This window comes from Haloferax sp. Atlit-10N (genome assembly GCF_003586325.1).
Classification (GTDB): Archaea; Halobacteriota; Halobacteria; order Halobacteriales; family Haloferacaceae; genus Haloferax; species Haloferax prahovense.
Window position 1 is genome coordinate 152,837 of sequence record NZ_PSYX01000001.1, and the last position, 23,028, is coordinate 175,864.

25 protein-coding genes are annotated in these 23,028 nt (G+C 67.8%); 9 read left to right on the plus strand and 16 right to left on the minus strand.

Translation table 11 applies throughout. The features are described 5' to 3' along the window. Positions 1-133 precede the first annotated feature (133 nt). Complete coding sequence (locus C5B91_RS00810) at positions 134-340, plus strand: hypothetical protein (protein WP_008091685.1); 207 nt, start codon at positions 134-136, stop codon at positions 338-340. Positions 341-385: 45 nt separating this feature from the next. Here C5B91_RS00810 and ilvA read toward each other — a convergent pair whose 3' ends face one another. Next, a complete protein-coding gene (gene ilvA / locus C5B91_RS00815) occupies positions 386-1,597 on the minus strand; it encodes a threonine ammonia-lyase (RefSeq protein ID WP_008091686.1) in 1,212 nt (403 codons plus the stop codon). 356 nt (positions 1,598-1,953) lie between these two features. On the opposite strand from ilvA, the gene C5B91_RS00820 reads away from it, so the two are divergent. Continuing rightward, positions 1,954-3,345: an MATE family efflux transporter gene (locus C5B91_RS00820; RefSeq protein WP_115818959.1), complete on the plus strand. Its 1,392-nt coding sequence runs from the start codon at positions 1,954-1,956 to the stop codon at positions 3,343-3,345. Positions 3,346-3,480: 135 nt separating this feature from the next. On the opposite strand, the gene citZ is transcribed toward C5B91_RS00820, so the two are convergent. Continuing rightward, positions 3,481-4,620 carry a citrate synthase gene (citZ, locus tag C5B91_RS00825; RefSeq protein WP_115818960.1) on the minus strand — a complete coding sequence of 380 codons (1,140 nt, stop codon included), beginning with the start codon at positions 4,618-4,620 and terminating at the stop codon, positions 3,481-3,483. Positions 4,621-4,918: 298 nt separating this feature from the next. On the opposite strand from citZ, the gene C5B91_RS00830 reads away from it, so the two are divergent. Continuing rightward, positions 4,919-6,127: a potassium channel family protein gene (locus tag C5B91_RS00830; RefSeq protein WP_004973407.1), complete on the plus strand. Its 1,209-nt coding sequence runs from the start codon at positions 4,919-4,921 to the stop codon at positions 6,125-6,127. A gap of 38 nt (positions 6,128-6,165) precedes the next feature. Here the strand turns inward: C5B91_RS00830 and C5B91_RS00835 are convergent, their stop codons facing one another. Next, positions 6,166-6,483, minus strand: coding sequence for a hypothetical protein (locus C5B91_RS00835; RefSeq protein WP_004973404.1), 318 nt, complete (start codon positions 6,481-6,483; stop codon positions 6,166-6,168). Positions 6,484-6,553: 70 nt separating this feature from the next. Here C5B91_RS00835 and C5B91_RS00840 point away from each other — a divergent pair, with 70 nt between their 5' ends. Together C5B91_RS00840 and C5B91_RS00845 are read left to right on the plus strand one after the other, a co-directional pair. Further along, on the plus strand, positions 6,554-7,510 hold the full coding sequence (locus C5B91_RS00840) for a succinylglutamate desuccinylase/aspartoacylase family protein (protein ID WP_008091694.1): 957 nt from the start codon (positions 6,554-6,556) through the stop codon (positions 7,508-7,510). A 69-nt stretch (positions 7,511-7,579) separates the two neighbouring features. Further along, positions 7,580-8,683: a pyridoxal-phosphate dependent enzyme gene (locus C5B91_RS00845; protein ID WP_115818961.1), complete on the plus strand. Its 1,104-nt coding sequence runs from the start codon at positions 7,580-7,582 to the stop codon at positions 8,681-8,683. Positions 8,684-8,715: 32 nt separating this feature from the next. Here C5B91_RS00845 and C5B91_RS00850 read toward each other — a convergent pair whose 3' ends face one another. From C5B91_RS00850 to C5B91_RS00875, 6 genes are all read right to left on the minus strand, one after another. Next, positions 8,716-10,008, minus strand: a complete 1,293-nt coding sequence (locus C5B91_RS00850) for a hypothetical protein (protein ID WP_115818962.1) — start codon at positions 10,006-10,008, stop codon at positions 8,716-8,718. Positions 10,009-10,151: 143 nt separating this feature from the next. After that, positions 10,152-10,427 (minus strand): DUF2892 domain-containing protein, encoded by a 276-nt coding sequence (locus C5B91_RS00855; RefSeq protein ID WP_049968042.1) that lies wholly within the window; start codon positions 10,425-10,427, stop codon positions 10,152-10,154. 123 nt (positions 10,428-10,550) lie between these two features. Beyond that, positions 10,551-11,285 carry a protein-L-isoaspartate O-methyltransferase gene (locus C5B91_RS00860; RefSeq protein WP_004973396.1) on the minus strand — a complete coding sequence of 245 codons (735 nt, stop codon included), beginning with the start codon at positions 11,283-11,285 and terminating at the stop codon, positions 10,551-10,553. A 21-nt stretch (positions 11,286-11,306) separates the two neighbouring features. Further along, positions 11,307-12,245 (minus strand): bifunctional 2-polyprenyl-6-hydroxyphenol methylase/3-demethylubiquinol 3-O-methyltransferase UbiG, encoded by a 939-nt coding sequence (locus C5B91_RS00865; protein WP_115818963.1) that lies wholly within the window; start codon positions 12,243-12,245, stop codon positions 11,307-11,309. Positions 12,246-12,332: 87 nt separating this feature from the next. Continuing rightward, a complete protein-coding gene (locus tag C5B91_RS00870) occupies positions 12,333-12,989 on the minus strand; it encodes an HVO_0476 family zinc finger protein (protein ID WP_049968044.1) in 657 nt (218 codons plus the stop codon). Positions 12,990-13,109: 120 nt separating this feature from the next. After that, complete coding sequence (locus tag C5B91_RS00875) at positions 13,110-14,069, minus strand: aminopeptidase (protein WP_008091704.1); 960 nt, start codon at positions 14,067-14,069, stop codon at positions 13,110-13,112. 189 nt (positions 14,070-14,258) lie between these two features. Between C5B91_RS00875 and C5B91_RS00880 the strand changes: the two genes are divergently transcribed. Next, the gene (locus C5B91_RS00880; protein ID WP_049913350.1) at positions 14,259-15,326 is read left to right on the plus strand and encodes a type II glyceraldehyde-3-phosphate dehydrogenase; all 1,068 of its coding nucleotides are present in this window, start codon (positions 14,259-14,261) and stop codon (positions 15,324-15,326) included. Between the two features lie 151 nt (positions 15,327-15,477). Here C5B91_RS00880 and C5B91_RS22600 read toward each other — a convergent pair whose 3' ends face one another. Then, the gene (locus C5B91_RS22600; RefSeq protein ID WP_233514177.1) at positions 15,478-15,621 is read right to left on the minus strand and encodes a hypothetical protein; all 144 of its coding nucleotides are present in this window, start codon (positions 15,619-15,621) and stop codon (positions 15,478-15,480) included. 359 nt (positions 15,622-15,980) lie between these two features. After that, a complete protein-coding gene (locus C5B91_RS00890) occupies positions 15,981-16,469 on the minus strand; it encodes a metallophosphoesterase (RefSeq protein WP_008091706.1) in 489 nt (162 codons plus the stop codon). Between the two features lie 72 nt (positions 16,470-16,541). On the opposite strand from C5B91_RS00890, the gene C5B91_RS00895 reads away from it, so the two are divergent. Further along, the gene (locus tag C5B91_RS00895) at positions 16,542-16,856 is read left to right on the plus strand and encodes a hypothetical protein (RefSeq protein ID WP_233514178.1); all 315 of its coding nucleotides are present in this window, start codon (positions 16,542-16,544) and stop codon (positions 16,854-16,856) included. 12 nt (positions 16,857-16,868) lie between these two features. On the opposite strand, the gene C5B91_RS00900 is transcribed toward C5B91_RS00895, so the two are convergent. Beyond that, positions 16,869-18,074 carry a phosphoglycerate kinase gene (locus C5B91_RS00900; RefSeq protein ID WP_115818965.1) on the minus strand — a complete coding sequence of 402 codons (1,206 nt, stop codon included), beginning with the start codon at positions 18,072-18,074 and terminating at the stop codon, positions 16,869-16,871. A 75-nt stretch (positions 18,075-18,149) separates the two neighbouring features. Beyond that, positions 18,150-19,202 (minus strand): type I glyceraldehyde-3-phosphate dehydrogenase, encoded by a 1,053-nt coding sequence (gene gap, locus C5B91_RS00905; RefSeq protein WP_004044440.1) that lies wholly within the window; start codon positions 19,200-19,202, stop codon positions 18,150-18,152. Between the two features lie 267 nt (positions 19,203-19,469). Here gap and C5B91_RS00910 point away from each other — a divergent pair, with 267 nt between their 5' ends. Continuing rightward, the gene (locus C5B91_RS00910) at positions 19,470-19,832 is read left to right on the plus strand and encodes an Hsp20/alpha crystallin family protein (RefSeq protein ID WP_004970480.1); all 363 of its coding nucleotides are present in this window, start codon (positions 19,470-19,472) and stop codon (positions 19,830-19,832) included. Positions 19,833-19,855: 23 nt separating this feature from the next. On the opposite strand, the gene C5B91_RS00915 is transcribed toward C5B91_RS00910, so the two are convergent. Both C5B91_RS00915 and C5B91_RS00920 read right to left on the minus strand, forming a co-directional pair. Continuing rightward, on the minus strand, positions 19,856-20,728 hold the full coding sequence (locus C5B91_RS00915) for a RimK family alpha-L-glutamate ligase (protein WP_115818966.1): 873 nt from the start codon (positions 20,726-20,728) through the stop codon (positions 19,856-19,858). An 85-nt stretch (positions 20,729-20,813) separates the two neighbouring features. Then, positions 20,814-21,344 carry a 50S ribosomal protein L16 gene (locus C5B91_RS00920; protein WP_008091717.1) on the minus strand — a complete coding sequence of 177 codons (531 nt, stop codon included), beginning with the start codon at positions 21,342-21,344 and terminating at the stop codon, positions 20,814-20,816. Positions 21,345-21,550: 206 nt separating this feature from the next. On the opposite strand from C5B91_RS00920, the gene C5B91_RS00925 reads away from it, so the two are divergent. Next, positions 21,551-22,201: a type 1 glutamine amidotransferase gene (locus C5B91_RS00925; protein WP_115818967.1), complete on the plus strand. Its 651-nt coding sequence runs from the start codon at positions 21,551-21,553 to the stop codon at positions 22,199-22,201. 1 nt (position 22,202) lies between these two features. On the opposite strand, the gene nucS is transcribed toward C5B91_RS00925, so the two are convergent. After that, positions 22,203-23,012 (minus strand): endonuclease NucS, encoded by an 810-nt coding sequence (nucS, locus tag C5B91_RS00930; protein ID WP_119712784.1) that lies wholly within the window; start codon positions 23,010-23,012, stop codon positions 22,203-22,205. Positions 23,013-23,028: the final 16 nt, after the last annotated feature.

Below are 23,028 nucleotides of genomic sequence, written 5' to 3' on the forward strand. Positions count from 1 at the left end.
GCCGATTCGCGCCCTCTGTTCAGCACGGCCTCGAAAAACTATCAGTGGCTGGTGATTTCAACAGAGCCAAAAGCGGCGTTCGTCGGATTCCACGAATCGACGAAGATATGTCCGGACAGTTCGGATTTAGAACATGAACCTCCTGTGGCAGGCCGGGTACGCCGGAGCCGTGGTTCTCGGCGTCGCGTACCTCGTTTTCCCCGCGCGAGTCCACGCGTTCGGGTTCGAGTTCCTCCGCCGCTCGCCCTCGGAGGAGTCCCGCGAGTCCGACGCTCCCGTCTGGCTCTCCCGCGGCATCGGTGCGCTCCTCGTGTTTATCGGTGTCACTGGACTCGTCTGAGCGGCCGGCCTCGAACTCGGTTCCCGACCGCTCTCGGCGACGCGGTCAGTCGAGGACTTCCACGTCGTAGCCCGCGTCGCGGAGCTCTCCGAGGAGCGAATCGACGTGGTCGGGCCCGCGCATTTCGAGGTCGATTTCCACTTCCGTCGCGTTCAGCGCGATTTTCCGGGAGGTGCGGTCGTGCCTGACGGCGTAGATGTTCGCCTTCTCCGCGGCGATGATTTCGATGAGCTGTTCGAGCGAGCCGGGGCGGTCCTTCAGTTCGGTCCGAATCTTGAGGTACCGACCCGTCTCGACGAGGCCGCGCATCACCACGGTCGTCAGCGTGTTCATGTCGATGTTGCCGCCGCACAGCGCGGGGACGACGACCTCGCCCTCCTCGTAGTCGAACTTCTGGAAGACGAGCGCCGCGAGCGCGACGGCCCCCGCGCCCTCGACCAGCGTCTTCGAGCGTTCGAGCAGGTAGGTCAGCGCCACGGCGATTTCCTCGTCGGAGACGGTGACGACCTCGTCGACGCGCTCGCGGATGACCTCGAAGGGCTTGTCGCCGATTCTGCGGACGGCGATGCCGTCGGCGATGGTGTCGACCTCGTCGATGGTCTGAATCGACCCCTTGTTCAACGAGTCCGCGGCGCTGGAGGCCTGCTCGGCCTGCACGCCGATGACGCGGACGTCGGGGAACTGCGCTTTGATGGCCGTCGAGATGCCGGAGATGAGGCCGCCGCCGCCGATGGGGACGACCACGGTGTCGAGGTCGGGGCAGTCCTCCGCGATTTCGAGGCCGATAGTTCCCTGTCCGGCCATGACGTACTCGTCGTCGAAGGCGTGGACGTAGGTCCGGCCCTCGTCCGCCTCGATTTCGTGGGCCTTGGCCTGCGCCTCGTCGTAGTCGTTGCCGTAGAGGACCACGTCGCCCCCGTAGCGCTCGGTGGCTTTCACCTTCGAAATCGGCGCGTACTCCGGCATGACGATTTTCGAGTTCACGCCCGCTCGCGACGCCGCGAGCGCGACGCCCTGCGCGTGGTTGCCGGCGCTCGCGGTCACGACGCCCGCGTCCTTCTCCTCGTCGGAGAGCGTGGTGATGCGGTTCGTCGCCCCGCGAATCTTGAACGACCCCGTGCGCTGGGAGTTCTCCAGTTTCAGGTACACCTCTGCACCCGTCATCTCCGAGAAGGTGTGCGAGTACTCCAGCGGTGTCCATCGGGCGACCGCTTCGACGCGCTCGCGGGCGGCGCGTACGTCGTCAAGCGTGAGCATGGTCAGAAATCGCCCGTGTCTGTGTTTAATCGTTCGGGAACTCGTCCGTATCAGGGCCGTGATGTCAACCCTCATGGTCGTCGGTTGAGGACTCGGATTCGGCTCCGTCAACGCGCGCCGTCGCCGTCGCTCGTCGGTCGGGAAAGGGGAAAGGGGGAATGCACGCGTGTGACGTGCAACTGTCTTTCTGGTCCCCGTGCATATAAACGTCCCCCACCCGGAGTGAAAGTGAAAACGCACGACAGCGGCGACCCATCGCTCGCGTATGACACTCGTCATTCGGGCGTCGCATCGAGAGTGCCCGACGGGACCGCCGCTTCCGATACTGTCAACTGCGCGAGGTCCGTGGCCTCGGCATGAACCTCGGCCGCCTCCGGCGGGTCTGGAAGCGCATCTTCTCGCTCGCCTGGCCGGTGATGGCCGAGCAGACCGCCCAGACGGCGATGCGGACCGTGGACGTGGCCGTCACCGCCGCGCTCTCTCCCGCCGCGGTCGTCGCTATCGGCCTCGCCGACCTCTACGCTCGGTTTCCCCTCCGAATCGGTCTCGGACTCGGCGGCGGCGCAATCGCGCTCTCCAGTCAGGACACGGGGAGCGGCGCGGACGCCAACCGGAGTGAGGCCATCTCGACGGCGCTCCTCCTCGCGTTCCTCGCTGGCATCCCGTTCCTGATTTTCGGGTTCACGCTGGGTGAGGCCGCCATCGGCGCGTTCCCTGCGAGCGACAGGGCGGTCGCCTTGGGCACGACGTATCTCGCGGTCATCTTCGCCACCTCGCCCGCCCGGTTGGTCTCGCTCGTCGGCTCGCGGTCGCTTCAGGGCGTCGGCGACACCCGGACGCCGATGCTGGTCAACGTCTTCGCCAACGTCGTCAACATCGGTCTGTCGGTCGGTCTCGGCTTCGGCCTCGTCGGCCTGCCCGCGCTCGGCGTGCTGGGTGTCGGACTCGCGACCTCGACCGCCAACGTCCTCTCGGCGGGACTGCTCCTCGCCGCGCTCGCCCGACCCGCGTCGCCGACCTCGCTGGTTCGGCCCCGCGACCGGACGGTCGCCAGCCAACTCGTGCGTATCGCCACCCCGCGGGTCGGCGAGGGCCTCGCCGCCGAACTCGCCGAGTTCCCGTTCAACGCCCTGCTCCTCGGCTTCGGCGACGCCGTCAACGCCGGCTTCCAAATCGGCCGCCGGGTCTACCAGCAGGTCGCCAGCCCGCTGGCGCGCGGCTACAACGTCGCCGCCAGCGTCCTCGTCGGGCAGGCGCTCGGAGCGGGCGACAGCGAGACCGCGCGGTATCAAGGCGGGGCGGTGGCGCTCCTGTCGGTCGTCACGGTCGGCGGTATCGGGCTCTTCCTCGCGGCGTTCACGGAGCCCATCGTCGGCCTCGTCGGCTCCGGCGGCGGCGCGGACCTCGAATGGGCCGTGAAGTTCGCCGTCGCCTACGGCCTCGCCGCGCCGGGACTGGCGCTCTTCGTCGGTCTCTCCGGGTCGCTGCAGGGCGCGGGCGCGACGCGAATCCCCTTCGTCGCTCGACTGACCGGGGTGTTCGGCTTCTTCGTCGGCGCGTCCTACCTGCTCGTCGAGGTGTTCGACTACGGCCCGCTCGGCGCACGCATCGGCATCGTCCTGTCGTTCACGTGGATGGGGCTGTTCGCGCTCGTCGCGTTCTACTACGCCGACTGGGCGGGCCACGCCGACTCGCTCATGGTCGAACGCGGAAGCGTCGGCGTCGACGACGCGGGCGAAGACGACTGACCGCGAGACGGAACCGGCGACGCGGAACGGCGCGGAGAACGCGGAAGCGAGGAACGGGGCGACCGCGGGGGACGACGCGTCGCTCCGGGAGACGGGGAACGGGAAAAAGTCGCGTGCGACTCGTTGACTCGCTGCCTATCGCTCGTCGACCGACGGGAAGTCGAGACCCTTCTCGCCAGTGTAGCGGGCGCGGGGCCGGATGAGGCGGTTGTCCTCGTACTGTTCGAGGACGTGCGCAATCCAGCCGCCGGCGCGCGAGACGGCGAAGATGGGAGTGTAGAGGTCGATGGGGATGCCCATCTGGTAGTACGTCGACGCGGAGTAGAAGTCCACGTTCGGCGCGAGGCCCTTCTCCTCGCCGATGTACTCCTCGATGGCGACCGACATCTCGTACCACTTCATGTCGCCGGCGGCCTCGCCGAGCGCCTCGGACTTCGCGCCGAGAATCTTCGCGCGGGGGTCCTTGACGTTGTAGACGCGGTGGCCGAACCCGGCGACGCGCTCGCCGCGGTCGAGGGCGTCTTTGACCCACTCGGTCGGGTCCATGTCGCTGTCGTCGACGTCCTTCAGCATCCGCATGACGTTCGCGTTCGCGCCGCCGTGGAGCGACCCCGAGAGCGTGCCGATTGCGGACGTGACTGCGCTGTAGAGGTCAGAGAGCGTCGAGGACGTGACCATCGCGGAGAAGGTCGAGGCGTTCAGTCCGTGGTCGGCGTGGAGCACGAGCGCCATGTCGAACGTCTCGGCGAGCACCTCGTTCGGCTCCTCGCCGTTGAGCATGTAGAGGAAGTTCGCCGCGTGATTCAGGCTCTCGTCGGGTTCGACGTAGTCGTCGCCGCGACGGAAGCGGGCGTAGGCCGCGAGCACCGACGGCATCTTCGCCGTGATGCGCTTTGCCTTCTCGAGGTTGACCTCGCGGTCGGTCACGTCCTCGAAGTCGGCGTTTTCGTCGTACGCCGACATCGCCGAGACGAGCGTTCGGAGCGCCGCCATCGGCGACTCGTTCTGTTCGGCGAGTTCGCGTGCCACGTCGAGGACGCCGTCGTTGAGGTCGCGGTGGGCCGCGAGCTCGTCGGAGAACGCGTCGAGTTCCTCGCCCGTCGGAAGCGCTCCGTGCCACAGGAGATAGAGTACTTCCTCGTAACTTGCGTCCCGTGCGAGGTCTTCGATGTCGTAACCGCAGTAAACGAGTTGTCCCGCGTCGCCGTCGATGAAGCTGAGTTTCGATTCGGTGACCAGCACACCTTCCAGCCCCCGCTTCAGTTCGCCTGACATACCCAGAACGTTGCCTACCATATCAAAAAAGCGTTATCGTTTTCACTCATATGTTATCGACCGCCATACACATACAACGGCAGCCCCGTCTGCCGATTTCGTGGGAAGTCGGTGTCTAAAATAGTGTTCGACAATTGTCGTTATTTTTGGTCCCCTTATACGGGGGCTCCCGAGAGCGCCGCGCGCGCCGTTCTGGCGACCCACGAAGTCATATGCGCCGGCGACGTAGTTCTCTCGAACTACGGTGGCACCACTACTCCTGGCAAGCCTTTTGCCGTCCCGTCGTGAAGGCGGGCGCATGAATCCGGAGGACATCGAGTACGAGCCTGTCAGCGTCAAGGCCGTCCTCGCCGAGATGAAAGACACCGCGGAGTTACTCATCGACCTCTCGTACTCCGCCGTCCTCCACGGCAACGAGGACCTCGCGGCCGAGGTTCTCGACCTCGAAGAGCGGATGGACATCCTCCAACTACAGGCGCGCATGAGCCTGATGATGGCCGCCCGCAGCCCCGAAGACGCGGAGGAACTCGCTCCCGTCCTCGGCGTCGTCGGCGCGGCGGAGAAGATTTCGGACGCCGCGGGCGACATCGCCAAGGTCGTCATCGAGGACATCGGCCTCCCGGACGCCATCCGCGCGGCGCTTCCGGAGGCGGTCGAGACGACGATCCGGTGCGAACTCACCGACGAGTCGCCGTACGCGGGTCGCACGCTCGGCGACATCAACATGGAGACCGAGACGGGCGTCCGCGTCGTCGCCATCCACCGCGCCGGCGAGTGGGTGACGAACCCCGACCACGAGACCGCGCTCCGCGCCGACGACGTGCTCCTCCTCCGCGGCCGCGACGACGGCCTTCAGACCGTCCACGAGGCCGCCACGGGCCTCCGGTACGACCCGCCGGACGTGCCGGAGTCGACCATCGAGGACCTCGAACGCGCCGTCGACTCCATCGTCCTGATGAAAGACATGAGCGAACTCGCGGTCGACCTCGCCTACGGCGCGGTGCTGTTCGACAGCGAGGGCGTCGCCGAGGAGGTCGAGGAGCTCGAAGCCGAGGTGGACGCGCTCAAGTCCCGGTTCGAGGCGTGGACGCTCCGCGCGGCGAGCCGCGTCGAAGACCCTGTCTCGCTCCGCGGACTCGTCCAACTCGCGGGCGCGACCGAGATGATTTCCGACGCCGCGCTCGAAATCGCCGAGGGCGTCCTCCGCGGCATCGACGCCCACCCGGTCGTCGCCGCCGCGGTCAAGGAGTCCGACGAGGTCATCATCCGCCTGCGGGTCGCCCCCCGGAGCGACCTCGCGGAGGCGACCCTCGGCGACCGGCGCGTCAAGACCGAGACGGGGATGCGCGTCATCGCGGTCCGCCGGGCCGGCGGCCGCGAGTGGGTCGTCTCGCCGGGGTCGGAAACGCGGCTCCACGGCGGCGACCTCATCATCGCGAAAGGGACCAGAGCCGGCGCGGAGCGACTGGGCGAACTCGTCGGCGACGAGCGCGAGTTCGACGAGTAGGCCGAGGACGAACTGTCGGAACCGACCGAACCGACGGCTCAGAGCGTTTTACTCAGTCGATACGCCGAGACGAGCGTGAGCACTGTCGCGACGAGCAGCGCCGTCGCGGAGGCGAGGACGAACGCGAGGATGAGGAACCAGCCCTCGGGGCCGAGTATCGGATACTCGCGGGTGCCGGCGAACGGGCCGAACAGTTCGAGGACCCGAAAGAGGTAGGCGACGACGGCCAACGCGAGGCCGACGGCCGCCCCGATAGCGGCGTTTCGTGGCACGTCCAGCGCCTGTACCAGTCCCCCCGTCGGCGGCCGTTCGGGAACGTCGTCTGTCACGGTCGCCGGTAGCGGCCGCGAGACCATAGCGGCAACGCTTTCCTCGGGGGGTCAGCGGACCGAACCCCTAAAGGGAGGCGGGTCCGAGGTTGGCGATATGATTACCTTGGGAACGGCGAGTGCGGCCCCCGGGGAGATGGACGTGGGCCGTCTCGAAGTCGGCGAGTCCCGCGACGGCGGGAGCGTCGGCCTACCCGTCGCCGTCATCAACGGCGCGTCGTCGGGCAAGACGCTCTACATGCAGGCGGCCTCGGACGGAGACGAACTCAACGGCGTCGGCGTCATCCAGCGGGTCGTCCCGCAGCTCGACCCCGCGGAGATTTCCGGCACGATTCTCGTCGTCGGCATCGTCAACTACCACGCCTTTCAGGTCGCACAGCACCGCAACCCGATAGACGACACGAAGATGAACCGGGCGTACCCCGGCGACGAGCGCGGCACCTCCTCGGAGCGCACCGCGGCCGCGACGTTCGCCGCCGCCCGCGACGCCGACCTCATCGTCGACCTCCACCAAGGCTCGACGAGCCAGATGATAGACGAGGTCCGCGTCCGCTGCGGCCGTCACCACCGGATGCACGCCAAGTGCCTCCGACTCGCCAAGACGTTCGGTTGCGGCTACGTCCTCGACCAGAAGGGCCCCGACGGCCAGCTCGCCCGCGCCGGCCCGGACGCCGGCATCCCGACTATCGACCCCGAACTCGGCGGCTGTGTCGGCTGGGACGAAGAGAGCATCGAGAAGGGCGTCCGCGGCGTCTACAACGTCCTCCGCGGCTACGACTTCCTCGACGGCGACGTGGAGCTCGAAGCCCAGACCCGCGCCCGCGGCTTCGACCAGTACGGTTCGCCGGTCGGCGGCCTCGTCCGGTTCAAGCGCGACCTCGGCGAGCGGGTCTCCGCCGGCGACGTGGTGTTCGAAGTGACGGACGTGTTCGGGAAGCTCAAAGCCCGCGTCACCGCCGACCACGACGGCATCTTCTGGCGGGCGCGCCGCCTCCCGCAGGTCGCCTCCGGCGAGTACGTCTGCTCGGTCGGCATCGACCTCGACACGTACTGACTGCTGGCTCACTTCACCCGAACCACCTCACACCCACCCTACACCCACCCCACACCCACCTCACTTCCCATGACGACATCACACGACCTCCCCGCTCGGCTCCGGCTCGCGTGCGACGCCTGCGGCGAGACGTACGACGCGTGGCGCTGGCGCTGCACCTGCGGCGAGCCGCTGGACTTCGCGTCCGACCCGACGCCGTCGGCGGCCGCCCCCGGCGACGCCGACCTCGACTACCGCGACGGGCTCTGGGCGTTCGACGAGTTCCTTCCGACCGAGCCGCACGCGACCCTCGGCGAGGGGATGACGCCCCTCGTCGACGCCGCCGAGTGGGAGGCCTCGTTCAAACTGGAGTACGTCTTTCCCTCCGGTTCGTTCAAGGACCGCGGCGCGACGACGATGCTCTCTCTCGCCTCCGAACTCGGCGTCGAGCGCGTCGTCGAGGACTCGTCGGGCAACGCGGGGGCCGCCGTCGCGACCTACGCCGCCCGCGCCGGCATCGACGCCGAGATCTACGTGCCCGCGTCGGTCAAGCCCTCGAAGGTCCGCGCCATCGAGCGCGCCGGCGCCAAACCGGTCCGCATCGAAGGCACTCGACAGGACGTGACCGACGCCTGCGTCGAGGCCGTCGAGGCCGACGACGCGTGGTACGCGAGCCACGCGTGGAACCCCGCCTTCTTCTCGGGGACGGCCACCGTCGCCTACGAAATCGCCGCCCAGCGCGACTGGTCGGTTCCCGACGCGGTCGTCACGCCGCTCGGCCACGGGACGCTCTTCCTCGGCGCGTACCGCGGCTTCCGTGCGCTCTACGAAGCGGGCTGGACCGACCGGATACCCGAACTGTACGGCGCGCAGGCCGCCGGCTACTCGCCCATCGCCGACGCCCGCCACCACACGCCCGACGAGACGAACGACGTGGCCGACGGCATCCAGATTCTCGACCCCGTCCGCGAGGCCGAGATTCACGAGGCGCTCGACGACACCGGCGGTGACGCCATCGCGCTCTCGTCCGACGCGGTCGAAGACGAACTCGACAGGCTCCATCGCCACGGCTTCTACACGGAACCGACCTGCGCCGTCGCGCCCGCGGCGCTCCGCGAACTGCGGCTCTCGGGCGTCCTCGACCGCGACGCCGACGTGGTCGTACCGCTCACCGGAAGCGGACTCAAATCGTGAATTCGCTCAGAACACAGCTAACGTAGCGTCGCTCACGACCGAAGCCAGTCGAACAGCGACCACCCGCGCCCCGCTTTTTCGTCTCTCTCTCCGTCCCCGCCGCCGCGTCTCCGGGCTTCGAGGTCGCGTCGTCGCTCGCGCTCCGCGTCGAGCTCGTCGCGGAGTCGCTGGTTCTCGTCGACAGCCTCGTCGAGCCGCGCCCGGAGCTCGCTGAAGCGGTCGAACGCTTCGCGCTCGCCGACCGGCGACGCGGTGGTCGGCGGCGGTCCCCGCGGTTCACTCCCCGGGTCGTCGGACTGTCCGTCGAGCGCGCTGTCGGACCGGCTGTCACCCCGTCGGTCCTCGTCCGTGGGCGTCGCCGCGGGCCGAACCGCGCTCGACCAGCCGGACGGGTCGTAGAACTCGCTCGTCTCTCGAATCGCGCGGTGGACCGTCTTCGCGCCGTAGGTCGACCCGTCCGCGTGCGCCACCTCGTCCCACTTCGGCCGAAAGAGCCCGCAGTCCCGAAACAGGCGGCACATCTGGCGCGCGTCGCCGGCCGTCCAGAACGCGAGAATCGAACACAGCGCCGCGTCAGCCTCGTCGCGGTCGTCGTAGCCGCTCGTGTCTCCCCGCCACAGATGGGTGAACTTCACGCCGTTCACGGCGGTCGAAGCGCGGTCGATAACCTCGTCGTCCGCGAGGTCGTTGCTCGGACCGCTCACCTCGTCGAGACGTGCGTCGACGGGCGTTTCGGGCGAATCCGGAGCGACCGACTCGACCGCCGGGGTCGGCGAGGGTTCCGGGTCGGCTTCGAAGTACGCGCCGTGAATCGCCGCGAGCACGTCGCTCCGCTCGGCAATCGCCGCGGACGTGCCCTCGAGACGGTCGCCGGTCACGGGGAAAAAGCCCGCACCGTCCGAGAGTTCGAGGTTCCCGGTTCGGTCGCCCCCCGACGGAAGCGTCCCGCGGACGAGGACGCGATACCCCGTCCTCGAGGGCGTTACCTCCGTGCGGGAGTCGAGGCGGTCGACGAGTTCCCACGCCCAGCGCTCGGTCGCGCCGGTCTCGCTGTCGCGGCACTCGCCGATGTCGACGACGACGAACGGGTCGTCGTCGGTGAAAACGTACCCGACCCCGTCGGTGGGGCCGTCCCGCGCGGACGCGAGCGCTTCGTCGAACGTCGTCCACGTCGAAGGGTCGGTCACCGACGCGGGCCCGCCGGTCGCGTCCTTCAGAACCGTCGTTTCCGCTCCACTGCGCGTCTGTGTTCGCCACCCGACCCAGTTGGCCCGTTCGAGGAGGTCGTCCGGGAGCTGTTCCCGCGTCGGGAGTGGTGGCGTCATCGCTACTCCTGGTCTCGGGAGGGGCGAGAAAGGTGTTTCCCGCGGGATATCTGTTTTGATAATAGGGTCTGGCTGCGAGGCGTCCGCTTGCGTGGTTCACACATCGAAACACGGGGCGACACTCGCGGCCCACTCGAAAATGATTATTGCACGCGGGGCTTGCCCGCGGATTCGGTCTCGGTCGTCTTCGCGCCCTCGTAGGTGTTGAAGCCCAGCAGGTCGTTCAGCGGGCACTTCTGGGTGACCGCCGTGGTCGCGAGGACAGCCCCGACGAGGAGCGCCGCAACCGCGACGACGAGTCCGAGGGTTCCGGCCGCGATGGTCAGGAAGCCCGCGAGGCTCGCCGCCCCGACGACGATGAGCACCGGTCCGAGGACGGCGCGCGCGATACGGTCGTAGCCGCCGACGTTCTTTTCCATGGTTAATTCACCGGCTCTAACTACGCGCTCCGTAGCTAAATCGTAGGTTGGTGATTCCCGCGCCCGGAGAAGCGTGACTGTCGCGCCGGCCGACGCGTCGGAGCGTCCCGCTTTCGCCTCACTCTACCCGCGACCGCCCCAGTCTATCCAGTCTTGTTCCCAGCCGTGGCCGGCGTGCCAGCCCCGGCCCTCGTACTCGGGGTCCTCGCGTCGCGTCCGGTTTCTGACGATGCTCCCCGTCTGCTCGCCGTCCACGAGCAGCGGTTTGAACGACAGCGGGCCGAACGATTCGGCCACCTCGCCGTCCTCGACGGCGACGAGCGTCTGCTCGCCGACGCCTTTCGGCATGACGAGTCGGCCGTCGTCGGCGAGTTGCGCGAGGAGTCGCGCGGGCGGGCGGACCGCCGAGGCCTCGACGAGGATGCGGTCGAAGGGCGCGTAGTCGGCCAGCCCCTCCGCGCCGTCGCGGCAGTCCACGAGGACGCCGCCGTAGCCGGCGCGCTGGAGATTCTCGCGCGCCTCGTAGACGAGCGAGCGCGTGATGTCGACCGCGTGGACGTGAGCGTCGCCGACGATTTCGGCGAGGACTGCGGCGGTGTAGCCGACGCCCGCGCCGACGACGAGCACCTCGTCGTCCGGCTGGGGGTCGAGCGCGGAGAGGAGGCGCGCGACCGTCGTCGGCGCGAGGATGGTCGTGTTCGTGTCGCGGTGCTCGGTCGGGCGGTTCTGATACGGCGAGTCGGTGACGAACTCGTGTCGCGGGACGCTGCGCATGGCGATGGAGACGGCCTCCGGGAGCGACTCCAGCGAGTGCTCCAGGCCGTCGACCATGTCGTCGCGCAGCACCGAGTTGTCCATAGCCGAACTCGGAGGTCGGTCCTAATCAACCGCACGCTCGCCGACGACCGCCTGCATGTCGGTCCCCGGCACGTCTCGGACCGTACAGCCGCCGAATCCGGCCGATTCGACCCACGAGCGAACCGTCGGCTCGTCGTGGAGGTCGCCGCGACCGGTGGCGAGCGCGTCCACCGCCCGCCCCGCGGTCGCCTCGGTCGGACAGCGCCCGTGGAGACTATCGACGAACACCGCCGCACCGCCGGGTTCGAGGGCGTCGTGCGCGCCAGCGACGAGCGCTCGTGCGCCGTCCGGGTCGCGCCCGGCGAAGGCGTCGCCGGCGAAGACGAGGCTGAATCCCGACGCCGGCGGGTCGGTCGGGTCGCCCGCGACGAGGTCCACGCCGGCGCGCGAGAGGAGCGGTCGGACGACCTCAACGGTGTCCGCGTCGTCGACGAGCGTCACGTCGCGGCCGCGGGCGACGAACTCGCGGGCGAAGACGCCCGACGCGCCGCCGAGGTCGAGGACGCGCGTCGCGTCGGGGGCCTCGCGGACCGCGGCGGTCACGCAGGCGCGGACGACCGACTCCTCGGCGGCGTCGTGCGCGCCGAGCCGGTTCCGAAGCCAGTCGTCCGGGAACGCGGGCGACTCCCCGCACGCCATCGTCTCCGGGAGGTCGGCGGAGAGCGAAAAGCGGTCGAGCGCGTGCGGGAGGCGACCGATGGAGCGAACGTCGCGCTTGGCGAGGAAGCCGAGCGCGCGGTTGGTTATCTCGTACTCGTCGCCGACGCGTTTGATGAAGCCCATCGCGGCCAGCGCCTCGACGGTGATGCGGGCGGCTCGGGGGTCGATACCGGCGGTCTCGGCCACGGCCTCGGCGGTGCCGGCGCTCGTCGTGAGCGCGTCGATGACCCCGCTCTCGCGGGCGGCCCATAGGAGCGCGAGCGATTCGACCGACGACTGCGACCGGTCGCGGGTAGGCATGGTCGCACCGACGGGTCGGGAGACAAAAGGTCGTGTGTTGGGCGGGCGGAACGGCTCGTCGGCGGGTCGGAGTGGCTCGGTTCCGTCTTACCAGGCCGACCACGCCGCCGAGCTCTGGTCGCGGGCGTAGACGCGTTTCGCGTCCTTCGCGTACACCATGTCGCCGGGGTGGTCGAGCTTGCCGTGGCGGTACTCCGGGGCGTCCGAGCGGACGACGAGTCCTTCGATTTCGACCTCCTCGTCGCCGAACGCCTCCGTCTCGCCGACGACGAACTCGTAGTCGCCGGGGACGTTGACGGTGACGCTGCGGGTGTCCTCGCGCTTGCCGTCCTTCGGGTGGATGGTGACGTTGACCGCGACGTTGTCGACGACGCGGGTCCAGACGGTCTTCACGTCCGCGACTTCGGCCTCGTCGGCACGCTGTTCGGGGCCGACTTCGATGCCCGTGATGCGCACGAGCTGAATCGCCTCGGGCGTGTCGACGATGAACTCGTCGCCGACCTCGATGGTCGTGCCGACCGGCACGGGCACTTCGGTCGAGACGGAGTCGCCGTCCTGCGAGACCACGACGTTCATCTCGGTTTCGTCGGGAATCTCGACGTTCTCCTTGTGGACGTGGCTGCATTCGGTACACCGGACGGTCGAGTGACCGCCGGGCTTCAGCACCTCGTGAACGGTGGGTTCGTCGGGCGAACACGTCGGACAGGAGAGGGGGACGCGCTCGCCGGCGTCGGGTAGGCTCATACGGGTCGCTAGCCCATCAGGCCGTAAAAAGCCGCCTTTCTCCGTTTCGGCGTGAGAGTCGGTGGCAGGACGCCCGTTCGGCGAACCGAACGGCCGGCCGCGGTCGCGGCGCGAACCCGCTCAGGGCTGCGGCAGGTCGACTTCCTCGCCGTCGGCGTACACCGTCGGCTCGCGGATGATGCCGTCGAGGTGGAGCGGCGCGTCGGTGTCGCCGCCGATGCCGGCGTCGTCGCCGATGGCGATGTGGACCGTGCCCGCGGCCTTCTCGTCGAGCAGGACGGAGCCGACGAGGTCGGTCACGCCGACGTTGGTTCCGATGCCGATTTCGGCGAGGTTGTAGGCGTCCCGACCGACTTCCTCTGCGGCGGCCTCGACCTGCTCGCGAATGTCGTCGTCGGAAATCTCGGTGACGTAGCCGTCTTCGACCTCGAAGCGGAGTTCCTGTCCCTCGTCGAGGAGGCCGTGGGGCATCATCGTCCCGTCGACGACGTAGGTGCCCGTCGCGGACGCGGGGCTGAGGAAGATTTCGCCCGCGGGGAGGTTCGAGAACGAGCCGGCGTCTGCGATTGCGCCGGTGTCGGCGAGCCACTCGCGGTCGCCGCGGACGAACGTGATGTCCGTGCCCTTCTCGGTCGTGACGCGGAGTTCGTCGGCGTCGCCGACGGCGTCGAGCATCGCCGCGCTGTGGTCGTAGATGGCGTCGTAGTCGGCGTCGAGGCCGGTGACGAACACTTCCTCGGTGATTCCCGGAAGCGTCGCGCCGCGAGCGCCGGCGTCGCAGGCGTCGCCGCGGGCGCGGGTGTGGCTCAGGCTCTTCGTCGTCGGCGCGAGGAAGGCGTCACAGGACCGCATCGCGGCGGCGACCGGCGCGGGCGGCTCCTCGCCGTGTTGGTTGCCCGGCGGGTAGCGGACGATTGTGGCGTCGTCGGTCACCTCGCTGGCGACCTCGTAGAGCGCCTCGCCGATGCGCTCGCGTTTGTCGTCGGTGACGACGACGAGCGACTCGTCGGGCTGGAGGTCGAGACACTGGCGGACCGCCGTCTCGCTGGCGGCGCGGAGGTCTGCGTCGGATTCGGGCATGGGGGAACCTGCGCCGGCGGCGCTGTTAGGCGTTCCCATCTGCCCCCTCGCGTTCGGTTCCCGCCCCGCCGCCCCGAATCGGCGGTTTCACTCGCCTCGGAGGTAATCGAGGGACTCACTCGCCCGAGAGTTAATTTCTAAGTATTAACCATCGAAATAACTATAGTCGGCCCCGGTCGTTTGTCACCCATGATACGAGTGGGTGTCAACGGCTACGGCACAATCGGAAAGCGCGTCGCCGACGCGGTCGATGCGCAGCCCGACATGGAACTCATCGGCGTGGCCAAGACCCAGCCCAACTTCGAAGCGCACACCGCGGGCGAACGCGGCTACCCGATGTACGCCGCGATTCCCGAACGCTCGCCGCTGTTCTCCGAGGCCGGCGTCGACCTCGCCGGCGAGGTGGACGAACTGGTTGCCAAGGCGGACATCATCGTCGACTGCACGCCGTCGGGCATCGGCGCAGAGAACCGCGAACTGTACGAGACGCACCACACGCCCGCCATCTTCCAGGGCGGCGAAGACGCCGACGTGGCCGACGTGAGCTTCAACGCGCGGGCCAACTTCGACGCCGCCCGCGACGCCGACTACGTCCGCGTCGTCTCCTGTAACACGACCGGTCTCTCGCGCATCATCGCGCCGCTCGAAGCCGAGTACGGCGTCGAGAAGGTCCGGGCGACGCTCGTCCGCCGCGGCGGCGACCCCGGTCAGAACTCCCGCGGGCCGATAAACGACATTCTCCCGAACCCCATCAAGATTCCCTCGCACCACGGCCCCGACGTGAAGACCATCTTCCCGGACCTCGAAATCGACACGCTCGGGCTGAAGGTCCCGGCGACGCTGATGCACGTCCACGCGCTCAACGTCACGCTCGAAGACGACGTGACCGGCGCGCACGTCCGACAACTGCTCGAAGGCGAGAACCGCGTCTACGTCATCCCGGAGGGGATGGGCATCGACGGCGCGGGCAAGCTCATGGACTTCGCGCTCGACGCGGGCCGCCCGCGCGGCGACATGTGGGAGAACTGCGTGTGGGGCGAGTCCATCGGCGTCAACGGCCGCGACCTCTATCTGTTCCAGGCCATCCACCAGCAGTCCGACGTGATTCCCGAGAACGTCGACGCTATCCGCGCGATGTTCGACACCGAAGACCAGCAGACGAGCATGGAACTCACGGACCAGACGCTCGGTATCGGTATCTCCGGTAGTCCGTCCGGATTCGCTGAGCAGGCGCGCGCGGAGTTCGCCGACGACTAGTCGCGAATCGACTGCTCAGTTCGGTGGGGTGCGGTTCGGTTTGGTACGGCTCGGTGCGGTCGCGGCTTTTCCACCCACTCGGCTCCTTGGAATCCTTAGCGGGAGGTGTATTCTGACTCTGTCCGGTCAGTACAGAGCGCAAGTCGGTCAACTACTGGTTATCGCTGGGCTGGTTGAACAAGGCCATGATTGTGAAGCCACCATAGAACCCGAGCGTGTAGATTACGACCTCGGTAGCAAAGTCAGCAGCCGTCTGGATGTCTTTGAGGTGGATGAAGAGTACGTCAGTAGCCACGACAAAGACGGTGATGACTAGACAGAAAATCAATCGACGAACGCTGAAGAGAGTGCTTTGCCAGATGAAATTGAACATTATCGGCTCTGTTGAAACCCTCTTGCCGTCTTGCGATTTGTTGAGAGACTAGTTTTCACTGTGATTCACGGAAACTAGCCAGAAAGAGCGCTCTCTGCAATGTCAACGCTGAAGGATTTCAACAGAGCCACATTATCGCAATTTGCGCTTGACACGAAGCGGTGAAGAACCTTGCTCGTGGCTCGGGCCAACTGCTGAATTCGCGCTCTCTACTGAGCGGCTGTTTCACACAACAAACCGCTAATAATAGGCGTTGAACGGGCCGCCCACTCGCTTGACGCTCAGAGCGACCGCGACGCCACGTTCCCGGTGTCGAGGTCCACGACGGCGACGTGGAACTCGTCGTCCGCGCCGGGAATCGGCAGGCCGCCGGGGTTGATGTGCGTCGTCGCCCCGCGGTGTTCGACCACGCTCTCGTGGGTGTGGCCGCGCAGGACGAAATCGTACGTTTCGGACTCGACGAGCGCGTCGACCAGTCCGGCCTCGGTGCCGTGGTAGACCGCTATCTCTTGGCCGCCGAGCGTCAGGTGTGCGAAGTCACCGTGGTAGGTGCCGAACGATTCCACCGCCTCGCGGAGCGCCCACTCGCCGTCGTTGTTGCCGCGGACGGCGTGGAAGTCGAAGTCCGCGTCGAACGGCGCAGCCGAGAAGGGCGCGACGATGTCGCCGCAGTGGACGACCGCGTCCACGCCCTCAGATTCGAAGTGCGAGACCGCGGCTTCGACGTAATCGAGGTTGTCGTGCGTGTCGGAGACGACGCCGAGTTTCATGCGCGTCGGTTCGGCGGCGTCGGCTATCAACGTTGGGTGACACTTATGGCCCGCGCGGTCCCCGTTCGGGGCGTGTCAGAACGAGACGGCACCGACGGCGACGCGAGCGAGACTGACGGCTCCGCCGAGACCGCCGACGACGCCGGGGCAGTCGGGTTGCCGGCGCTCAGCGTGACGCTCGGTGGCGGAACGAACGTCGCCGTCGGCGCGGCGATGGCGGGCTACGCGGCGTTCAGCGCCGGGTGGACGCTGGCGGTTCGCGCCTCGGGAAGTTTCCCCGACGACAACGCCGTCGGCGGACTCCTCACGCTGTTGGTCTTCGCGGGCGGCGTCGCGATTCTCGTCGATGGCGCGGCTGGCGTGTTCGCCGAGAAGAGAGACGGGTGACGCTACGCGGCTTCAGTCCTGCGTCAGCGCCTCGATTCCGGCGAGCGGCGCGCCGGTCAGCGCGCGGATGTACGCGCCGCCGGCGATGGAGACGTGGCCGAAGTCGTCCTCGTCCATGCCGTACATCTCGATGGCGCGGGAGGTGTCGCCGCCGCCGACGACGGAGAAGCAGTCGGTCTCGGCGATGGCGCGGAGGACGCCGGTCGTGCCGACCGCGAAGCGCTCGTCTTCGAACAGGCCGAGCGCGCCCTTCACGAAGACGGCCTCGGAGTCGCGGATGATGGGGTCGTACTCGTCGACCGTCATCGAGCCAACGTCGAGGTAGGCGCGGTCCTTCTCCGTGATGTTGGCGACCGCGATTTCGCCGCGGTCGTCGGTCTCGTCCTCGTAGGCGAGGTCGACGGCGAGCTTAATCTGGTCGCCGCGCTCGTCGAGCAGCGACTCGATGGTCTCGCGATTGGTCTCCCACTGGTCGTCGAAGAAGTCCATGCCCTCGAGGTCGAAGCCAACGTCGTTGCCGGCGGCGCGGAGGAACAGTTCGCCGGCGATGCCGCCTAAGAGGAACTGGTCGACCTTGTCGCCGAGGTTGTTCATGACGTCGATGACGTCGGTGGCCTTCGTCCCGCCGACGACCATCGTCACCTGTCCGTCGAACTCGCGGGTGGCGATGGAGGAGTTCGCCTCGTACTCGGTCTGCATCACGCGGCCCGCGTAGGCGGGGAGCACGAGCGGGAAGCCGACCAGCGAAGCGTGCGAGCGGTGGGCCGCCGAGTAGGCGTCGTTGACGTAGGCGTCGACGTGCTCGGCGAGGGTTCGGACGAACTCGGTGTCGGCCTTGACCTCGGGGTCCTCCTCGGGGAGTTCCTCGTCGCACATCCGCGTGTTTTCGAGGAGAAGCACCTCGCCGGCTTCGAGCGCGTCGATGGCGGCGATGGCCGCGTCGCCGTACGTGTCGGGGACGAATCCCACGTCGCGGTCGATGTGGCTCCCGAGGATGTCGGCGTGCTGTTCGAGCGAGACGAAGTCGTCGTCGCCGGGACGGCCCTGGTGGGCCATGAGGACGACGCGGTGGCCGGCCTCGGCGAGTTCGCGGACGGTCTCCGCGTGGCGGTCGAACCGTCGGTTGTCTTGGACCTCGCCGTCTTCGACCGGCGAATTGAGGTCGAGTCGGACGAGTACGCGCTGCTCCGGGTCGAGGTCATCGAGGGTCTTGAACATCGGGTGGAAGAACGTAGAGGAATTACTTAGTGGTGGGTAAGTCGCGCTGAAAGGGCGGGCGATTCGTGGGGGCGTCTACTGGTGGGTGACGAAGTGGGCGACGTCGAGCATCCGGTTGGAGAAGCCGTACTCGTTGTCGTACCACGTCAGTATCTTGTAGAGGCCGCCGTCGTTGACCTGGTTGGTCGTGTTGAGGTCGACGGTGCTGGAGAACGGCAGGCCGAGAATGTCACGCGAGGTGACTTCGTCGTCCGTGTAGCCGAGGACGCCCGCGAGCGGGCCGGAGTCGGCCGCGGCGCGGAAGGCGTCGTTGATCTCCTCGACGGAGGGCTTGTCTTCGAGACGGACGACGAGCTCGGTGAGCGAGCCGTTCGGCACGGGGACGCGAATCGCCATGCCGTCGAGCTTGCCGTCGAGCTGGGGCAGAATCTCGGTGGCCGCCTGCGCCGCGCCGGTCGTCGTCGGGACGATGTTCTCGGCGGCGGCGCGCCCGCGGCGCTGCTTCGCGTGGGGGCTGTCGATGAGGTTCTGGCTGCCCGTATAGGCGTGGACGGTCGTCAGGAGACCGTTCTCGATGCCGAACTCCTCGTCGAGCACCTTCGCGACCGGCGTGACGGAGTTGGTCGTACAGGAGGCGTTCGAGACGATGTCCTCGCCGTCGTACTCGTCGTGGTTGACGCCGTAGACGATCTGCTTGACCGGCTCGTCGCCCTTCGGCGGCGCGGAGATGACGACCTTGTCCGCGCCCGCTTCGAGGTGTGCGGAGGCGTCTTCCTTCGTGCGGAAGATGCCCGTACATTCGAGCGCCACGTCCACGTCGAGTTCGCCCCACGGAAGCTCCGCGGGGGACTGGACGTTGTAGAGGCTCACCGAGGTGCCGCCGATGGACAGCGAATCGCCGTCGCGCTCGACGCCGTCGAGTCGGCCCATGACGGAGTCGTACTTCGCGAGGTACGCCATGTCGTCGAAGTCCATGACGTCGTTGATGGCGACCAGTTCGACCTTCGGGTTGTCGAGGACGGCACGGAAGATGTTTCGGCCGATGCGGCCGAAGCCGTTGAGTGCCACCCGCACCACGTCCGATTCATCCACGTTCTCGCCCGCGCTGAGGTAGGATTTTTCACTCATGTTCGAGTAGTATCCGTATTGATATGCCGGGCGCAAGAGTATATCTGTTTCGGTAAATCCGACTGAATCGAACGTTACCTTTCATCAGCAATCAATATTGACACAGAAACAAACACAACCAATCAGACACGGACGAGAATTGACACGCCCGAACGGGGACGCACTGTCTGTCCGTAGACGGTCGCTCGCGGCCGAATACTGGCGATTCGCTGCCAGGTGACTGTCACAGGCAGAAACGTTTTATCCTCCGATTTCATAGCGGCCCCCATGGTCAGAGACGACCGCGACGACCCGTTCGACAACATCTTCGACGAAATCGAACGGATGATGAACGACATGACCGGAGGCGACGCCGGATTCGCCTCCGAGACCCACATCGACGTGTACGATGAGGGCTCTACACTCCGACTCGTCGCGGACCTCCCGGGCGTCGACAAAGACGCTATCGACCTCAAGTGCGACGGTGAGACGCTGACTATCAGCGCCGCCGGTGACCGCCGCGAGTACGACGAACGCATCCGCCTCCCGGCCCGCGTCGACGAGCACTCCGCATCGGCCACCTTCAACAACGGCGTCCTGCAGGTCACGTTCGACCGCGCCGAGGACTCCGCCGCAATCGACGTCGAGTAGCGACTCGACTTCGCGCGGCCCGCTCAGGACTTCTTTGCGACCCGCTCGACGAGCGCCGCCAGTCGGTCGAAAAAGCCGTCGTCGTACTTCGCGTCGTCGTCGATGGTCGGCCGGGCGTTCGTCTCCGAGACGACGACCCGGCCGTCGGATTCCAGCAGGTCAACCCCGAGATAGCGGATGCCCAACTCGTCGGCGACCGCTTCGGCGAGGTCGCGGTGTCGCTTCGGGAGGTCCGCCCCGACCGCCTCCGCGCCCCGGTGGACGTTGTGCTTCCAGCGCCCGCCGTCGCGCGCGCCCTCCGTCAGTCGGCGCTCCACCGCGCCGACCACCTCGCCGTCGAGCACCATCGCTCGGTAATCGCGGGCGTCCGGCAGCCACTCCTGAATCAGGAACGACTTGTCGCCGGTCGCCCGGAAGTCGTGGACGAGGCTCAGCACGTCCGCGTGCCCCGAAAGCGAGTCCGGGTCGTGGGCCTTGGCGATGCCGACGCCCCGCGTCGTGGAGTTCGGCTTGACGACGACCGGATAGTCGAGACCCGCGGACTCGACGGCGTCGAGCAGGTCGGACTCGTCGGCCGGGTTGGAGACGTAGACGCTCCGCGGAACCGGCACCCCGGCGCGTTCGAGCGTCGCGATGACGCCCGCCTTGTTCCGCGAGGTGAGCACGTCTTCGCGCGTGTTCACCCACGGGATGTCGTGTCTGGCGGTGACGACGCCGCCTTCCATCGGACGCGAGGGGTAGACGAAGCCGGCGTCGAACGACTCGGCCGGCGGCGTCGAGAGGTCGAGTGCGAACCCCTCGGCGGGGAGGTGACCCACGTCGATGCCGCGGTCGCCGAGCGGGCCGCGCATTCGCTCGAACGTCTCGCTGGAGGTGGTGACCGCCAACCGAAGCATACGCTACGAGGTGACGTCCCGGGGGAAAAATGATGGGTTCGAGGCGAGGCGCGTTCCGAACACGCGCCGGCGCGAGGTCGCGAACTTACGCGACGAGCAGCTCTTCGCCGCGCTCGACGACGATGCGGCACGGCGGCGACATCTTGTTGTACGCGCGGCGGAAGGCGTCCTTCGCGGTCGCGGCGTCCTCGACGTCGCAGTAGATGGTGAACACCGTCTCGCCCTTGGGGATGCGAGCGGCGGTCCCGACGACCTTCCCGAACGACTGGCGCATCCCGTCGGAGACACGGTCCGCACCCGCACCGGTCGCCTGCTTGTTCTCGCGGATGACGTGGTGCGGGAACTTGCGCAGAATCATCTTGTACTGCTTTTCGCCCGCGTGCTTGAGCATGAGGCGGTTGGCAGACAGACGCGCGGATTCGAGCGAACCGTGGCGAATCTGCACTTCCTCTTCGACCTTCAGGCTGATCTGGACGGGGTAGTCCTCGGGGTCGGCCTGCAGGTCGCCCATGTTGTGCTGTGCGATCTTCGAACCGGGGATACCCGTGATGTACTCGCGTCGGGTGTACGCCGGGTTCGTAATCTCCCGGTACATAGAGGCGGGTTTGTCTGACATGGTTACTTGTGAAACCGAAGGGTCAGGCGGGCTAAAAACGCTTCGAAGCTTCATTCGCCCGCCGCGGTCGTGTCAGGGGCTCGCACGTCGGTTCGCCGCGATGGGCCACCGAACCGCATTCGAGTCCCACCGGTCCCCGGCGGCGGGCGAGTCGACCCCTCGACCGGGAGACACGCTTATGCGCCGCCGTCGCTACGGTTCGGACCATGTTGCTCGTCTGCGACTGCATGGCTGCGGACGGCCCCGCGTACTTCACCGACGCGCTCGCCGACCTCGCCCTCGACGGCCGCGAGGGGACCGTTCACTCGCTCCCCAACGACGGCCTCCCGACGCTCTCGAACGTCGACGCCGTCGTGCTCACCGGGAGCACCGCGGGCGTCTACGAGGCCGACGAGCGCCCGTGGCTCGCCGACGCTCGCCTGCTCGCCCGCGACCTCGTCGCCCGCGAACTGCCCACGCTCGGCGTCTGTTTCGGCCACCAACTCGTCAACGACGCGCTCGGCGGCACCGTCGAGGCCGGCGACCAGCGCCGCGGCATCGCCGACGTTGACCTCGGCGACGACCCCCTGTTCGATGGCGTCTCCGGGCGCATTCCGATGGTCCACGGCGACTACGTCGTCGCCCCCGGCGACCGCATGGAGACCGTCGCCGCCGCGGACTACTACGACCACCTCGCGACGCGCCACGAGGACGCGCCCGTCTGGACGGTCCAGTACCACCCCGAGTTCACGGCCGACCTCCTCGACCGCATCGCCGACGACTTCGGCTGGCCCGACGGTGGCGCCGACCGCGACTTCGACGACGTGACGGCCGCTCGGACCGTCGAGAACTTCGTCGCCGCCGCCGGTCTGGACTGATTTAGACCTCGTCGCCGGCCGCGCCGTCTTCTTCCGCTTCGGCCCCGTCTGAACCGCTGTTTTCGCCGTCGTCCTCCTCGACCGGAGGTTCGCCCGTCTCGGGGTCGAGCGCGACGAACTCCAGCCCCTCGCGGTCGAGCATGTCCGCCGCTCGCTCGGTCACCGAGGGAGCGACGAGGACGCCGCGAACCGGCTCGTCGTCGCCGAACTCCCGGTGGAGCGCGTCCACGTACCGTCGGAGCTGACTCGCCGCCGAGGGGCCGACGCGCCGGCGCTTCAACTCCACGACGACCGGGACGCCGTCGGCGTCCTCGCCGAAGATGTCGATTGCGCCCGCGTCGCTCTGCCGCTCGGTCTCGAGCGGCTCGAAGCCCGGTTCGAGGATGTCGGGGTCCGAGAGGATGTGCTGCCGCAGGTCCTCCTCGCTGCCGACCAGTTCGAGGTCGCTGCGGTCGTTCACGGCGTAGGCCGAACACTGCTCGACGCGCTCGAAGTGCACGTCGAGTCGCTCGTCGGGGCTCGTGCGGGTGCTCCGGACCCGGAGCCGGCCGTCGCGGACGCTCGCGGAGTGGGTACACCCCGGCGGTTGCCAGTTGACGGGCGTCCGTTTCTCGTCCGTGTGGACCAGAATCGAGCCGTCCGGCTTCAGGACGACGAGCCGGTTGCCGGGGCCGAGTTCGCTCGTCGCGCGGCCGTCGTAGTCGACCGTGCACCGACCGAACACGGTCACCATGTCGTCGCGCTCGAAGGCGGCTTCGAGGTGGACGAGGGCGTCGCGGTGCGTCGGCCGGTGGAGTGTGTTCACCGTCATCCGGATGTCGTCCCGC

Coding starts and splice junctions, on each gene's coding strand:
- C5B91_RS00810 (WP_008091685.1), top strand. CDS start 134: ATGAACCTCCTGTGGCAGGCCGGGTACGCCGGAGCCGTGGTTCTCGGC.
- ilvA (WP_008091686.1), bottom strand. CDS start 1,597: ATGCTCACGCTTGACGACGTACGCGCCGCCCGCGAGCGCGTCGAAGCG.
- C5B91_RS00820 (WP_115818959.1), top strand. CDS start 1,954: ATGAACCTCGGCCGCCTCCGGCGGGTCTGGAAGCGCATCTTCTCGCTC.
- citZ (WP_115818960.1), bottom strand. CDS start 4,620: ATGTCAGGCGAACTGAAGCGGGGGCTGGAAGGTGTGCTGGTCACCGAA.
- C5B91_RS00830 (WP_004973407.1), top strand. CDS start 4,919: ATGAATCCGGAGGACATCGAGTACGAGCCTGTCAGCGTCAAGGCCGTC.
- C5B91_RS00835 (WP_004973404.1), bottom strand. CDS start 6,483: ATGGTCTCGCGGCCGCTACCGGCGACCGTGACAGACGACGTTCCCGAA.
- C5B91_RS00840 (WP_008091694.1), top strand. CDS start 6,554: ATGATTACCTTGGGAACGGCGAGTGCGGCCCCCGGGGAGATGGACGTG.
- C5B91_RS00845 (WP_115818961.1), top strand. CDS start 7,580: ATGACGACATCACACGACCTCCCCGCTCGGCTCCGGCTCGCGTGCGAC.
- C5B91_RS00850 (WP_115818962.1), bottom strand. CDS start 10,008: ATGACGCCACCACTCCCGACGCGGGAACAGCTCCCGGACGACCTCCTC.
- C5B91_RS00855 (WP_049968042.1), bottom strand. CDS start 10,427: ATGGAAAAGAACGTCGGCGGCTACGACCGTATCGCGCGCGCCGTCCTC.
- C5B91_RS00860 (WP_004973396.1), bottom strand. CDS start 11,285: ATGGACAACTCGGTGCTGCGCGACGACATGGTCGACGGCCTGGAGCAC.
- C5B91_RS00865 (WP_115818963.1), bottom strand. CDS start 12,245: ATGCCTACCCGCGACCGGTCGCAGTCGTCGGTCGAATCGCTCGCGCTC.
- C5B91_RS00870 (WP_049968044.1), bottom strand. CDS start 12,989: ATGAGCCTACCCGACGCCGGCGAGCGCGTCCCCCTCTCCTGTCCGACG.
- C5B91_RS00875 (WP_008091704.1), bottom strand. CDS start 14,069: ATGCCCGAATCCGACGCAGACCTCCGCGCCGCCAGCGAGACGGCGGTC.
- C5B91_RS00880 (WP_049913350.1), top strand. CDS start 14,259: ATGATACGAGTGGGTGTCAACGGCTACGGCACAATCGGAAAGCGCGTC.
- C5B91_RS00890 (WP_008091706.1), bottom strand. CDS start 16,469: ATGAAACTCGGCGTCGTCTCCGACACGCACGACAACCTCGATTACGTC.
- C5B91_RS00900 (WP_115818965.1), bottom strand. CDS start 18,074: ATGTTCAAGACCCTCGATGACCTCGACCCGGAGCAGCGCGTACTCGTC.
- gap (WP_004044440.1), bottom strand. CDS start 19,202: ATGAGTGAAAAATCCTACCTCAGCGCGGGCGAGAACGTGGATGAATCG.
- C5B91_RS00910 (WP_004970480.1), top strand. CDS start 19,470: ATGGTCAGAGACGACCGCGACGACCCGTTCGACAACATCTTCGACGAA.
- C5B91_RS00915 (WP_115818966.1), bottom strand. CDS start 20,728: ATGCTTCGGTTGGCGGTCACCACCTCCAGCGAGACGTTCGAGCGAATG.
- C5B91_RS00920 (WP_008091717.1), bottom strand. CDS start 21,344: ATGTCAGACAAACCCGCCTCTATGTACCGGGAGATTACGAACCCGGCG.
- C5B91_RS00925 (WP_115818967.1), top strand. CDS start 21,551: ATGTTGCTCGTCTGCGACTGCATGGCTGCGGACGGCCCCGCGTACTTC.
- nucS (WP_119712784.1), bottom strand. CDS start 23,012: ATGACGGTGAACACACTCCACCGGCCGACGCACCGCGACGCCCTCGTC.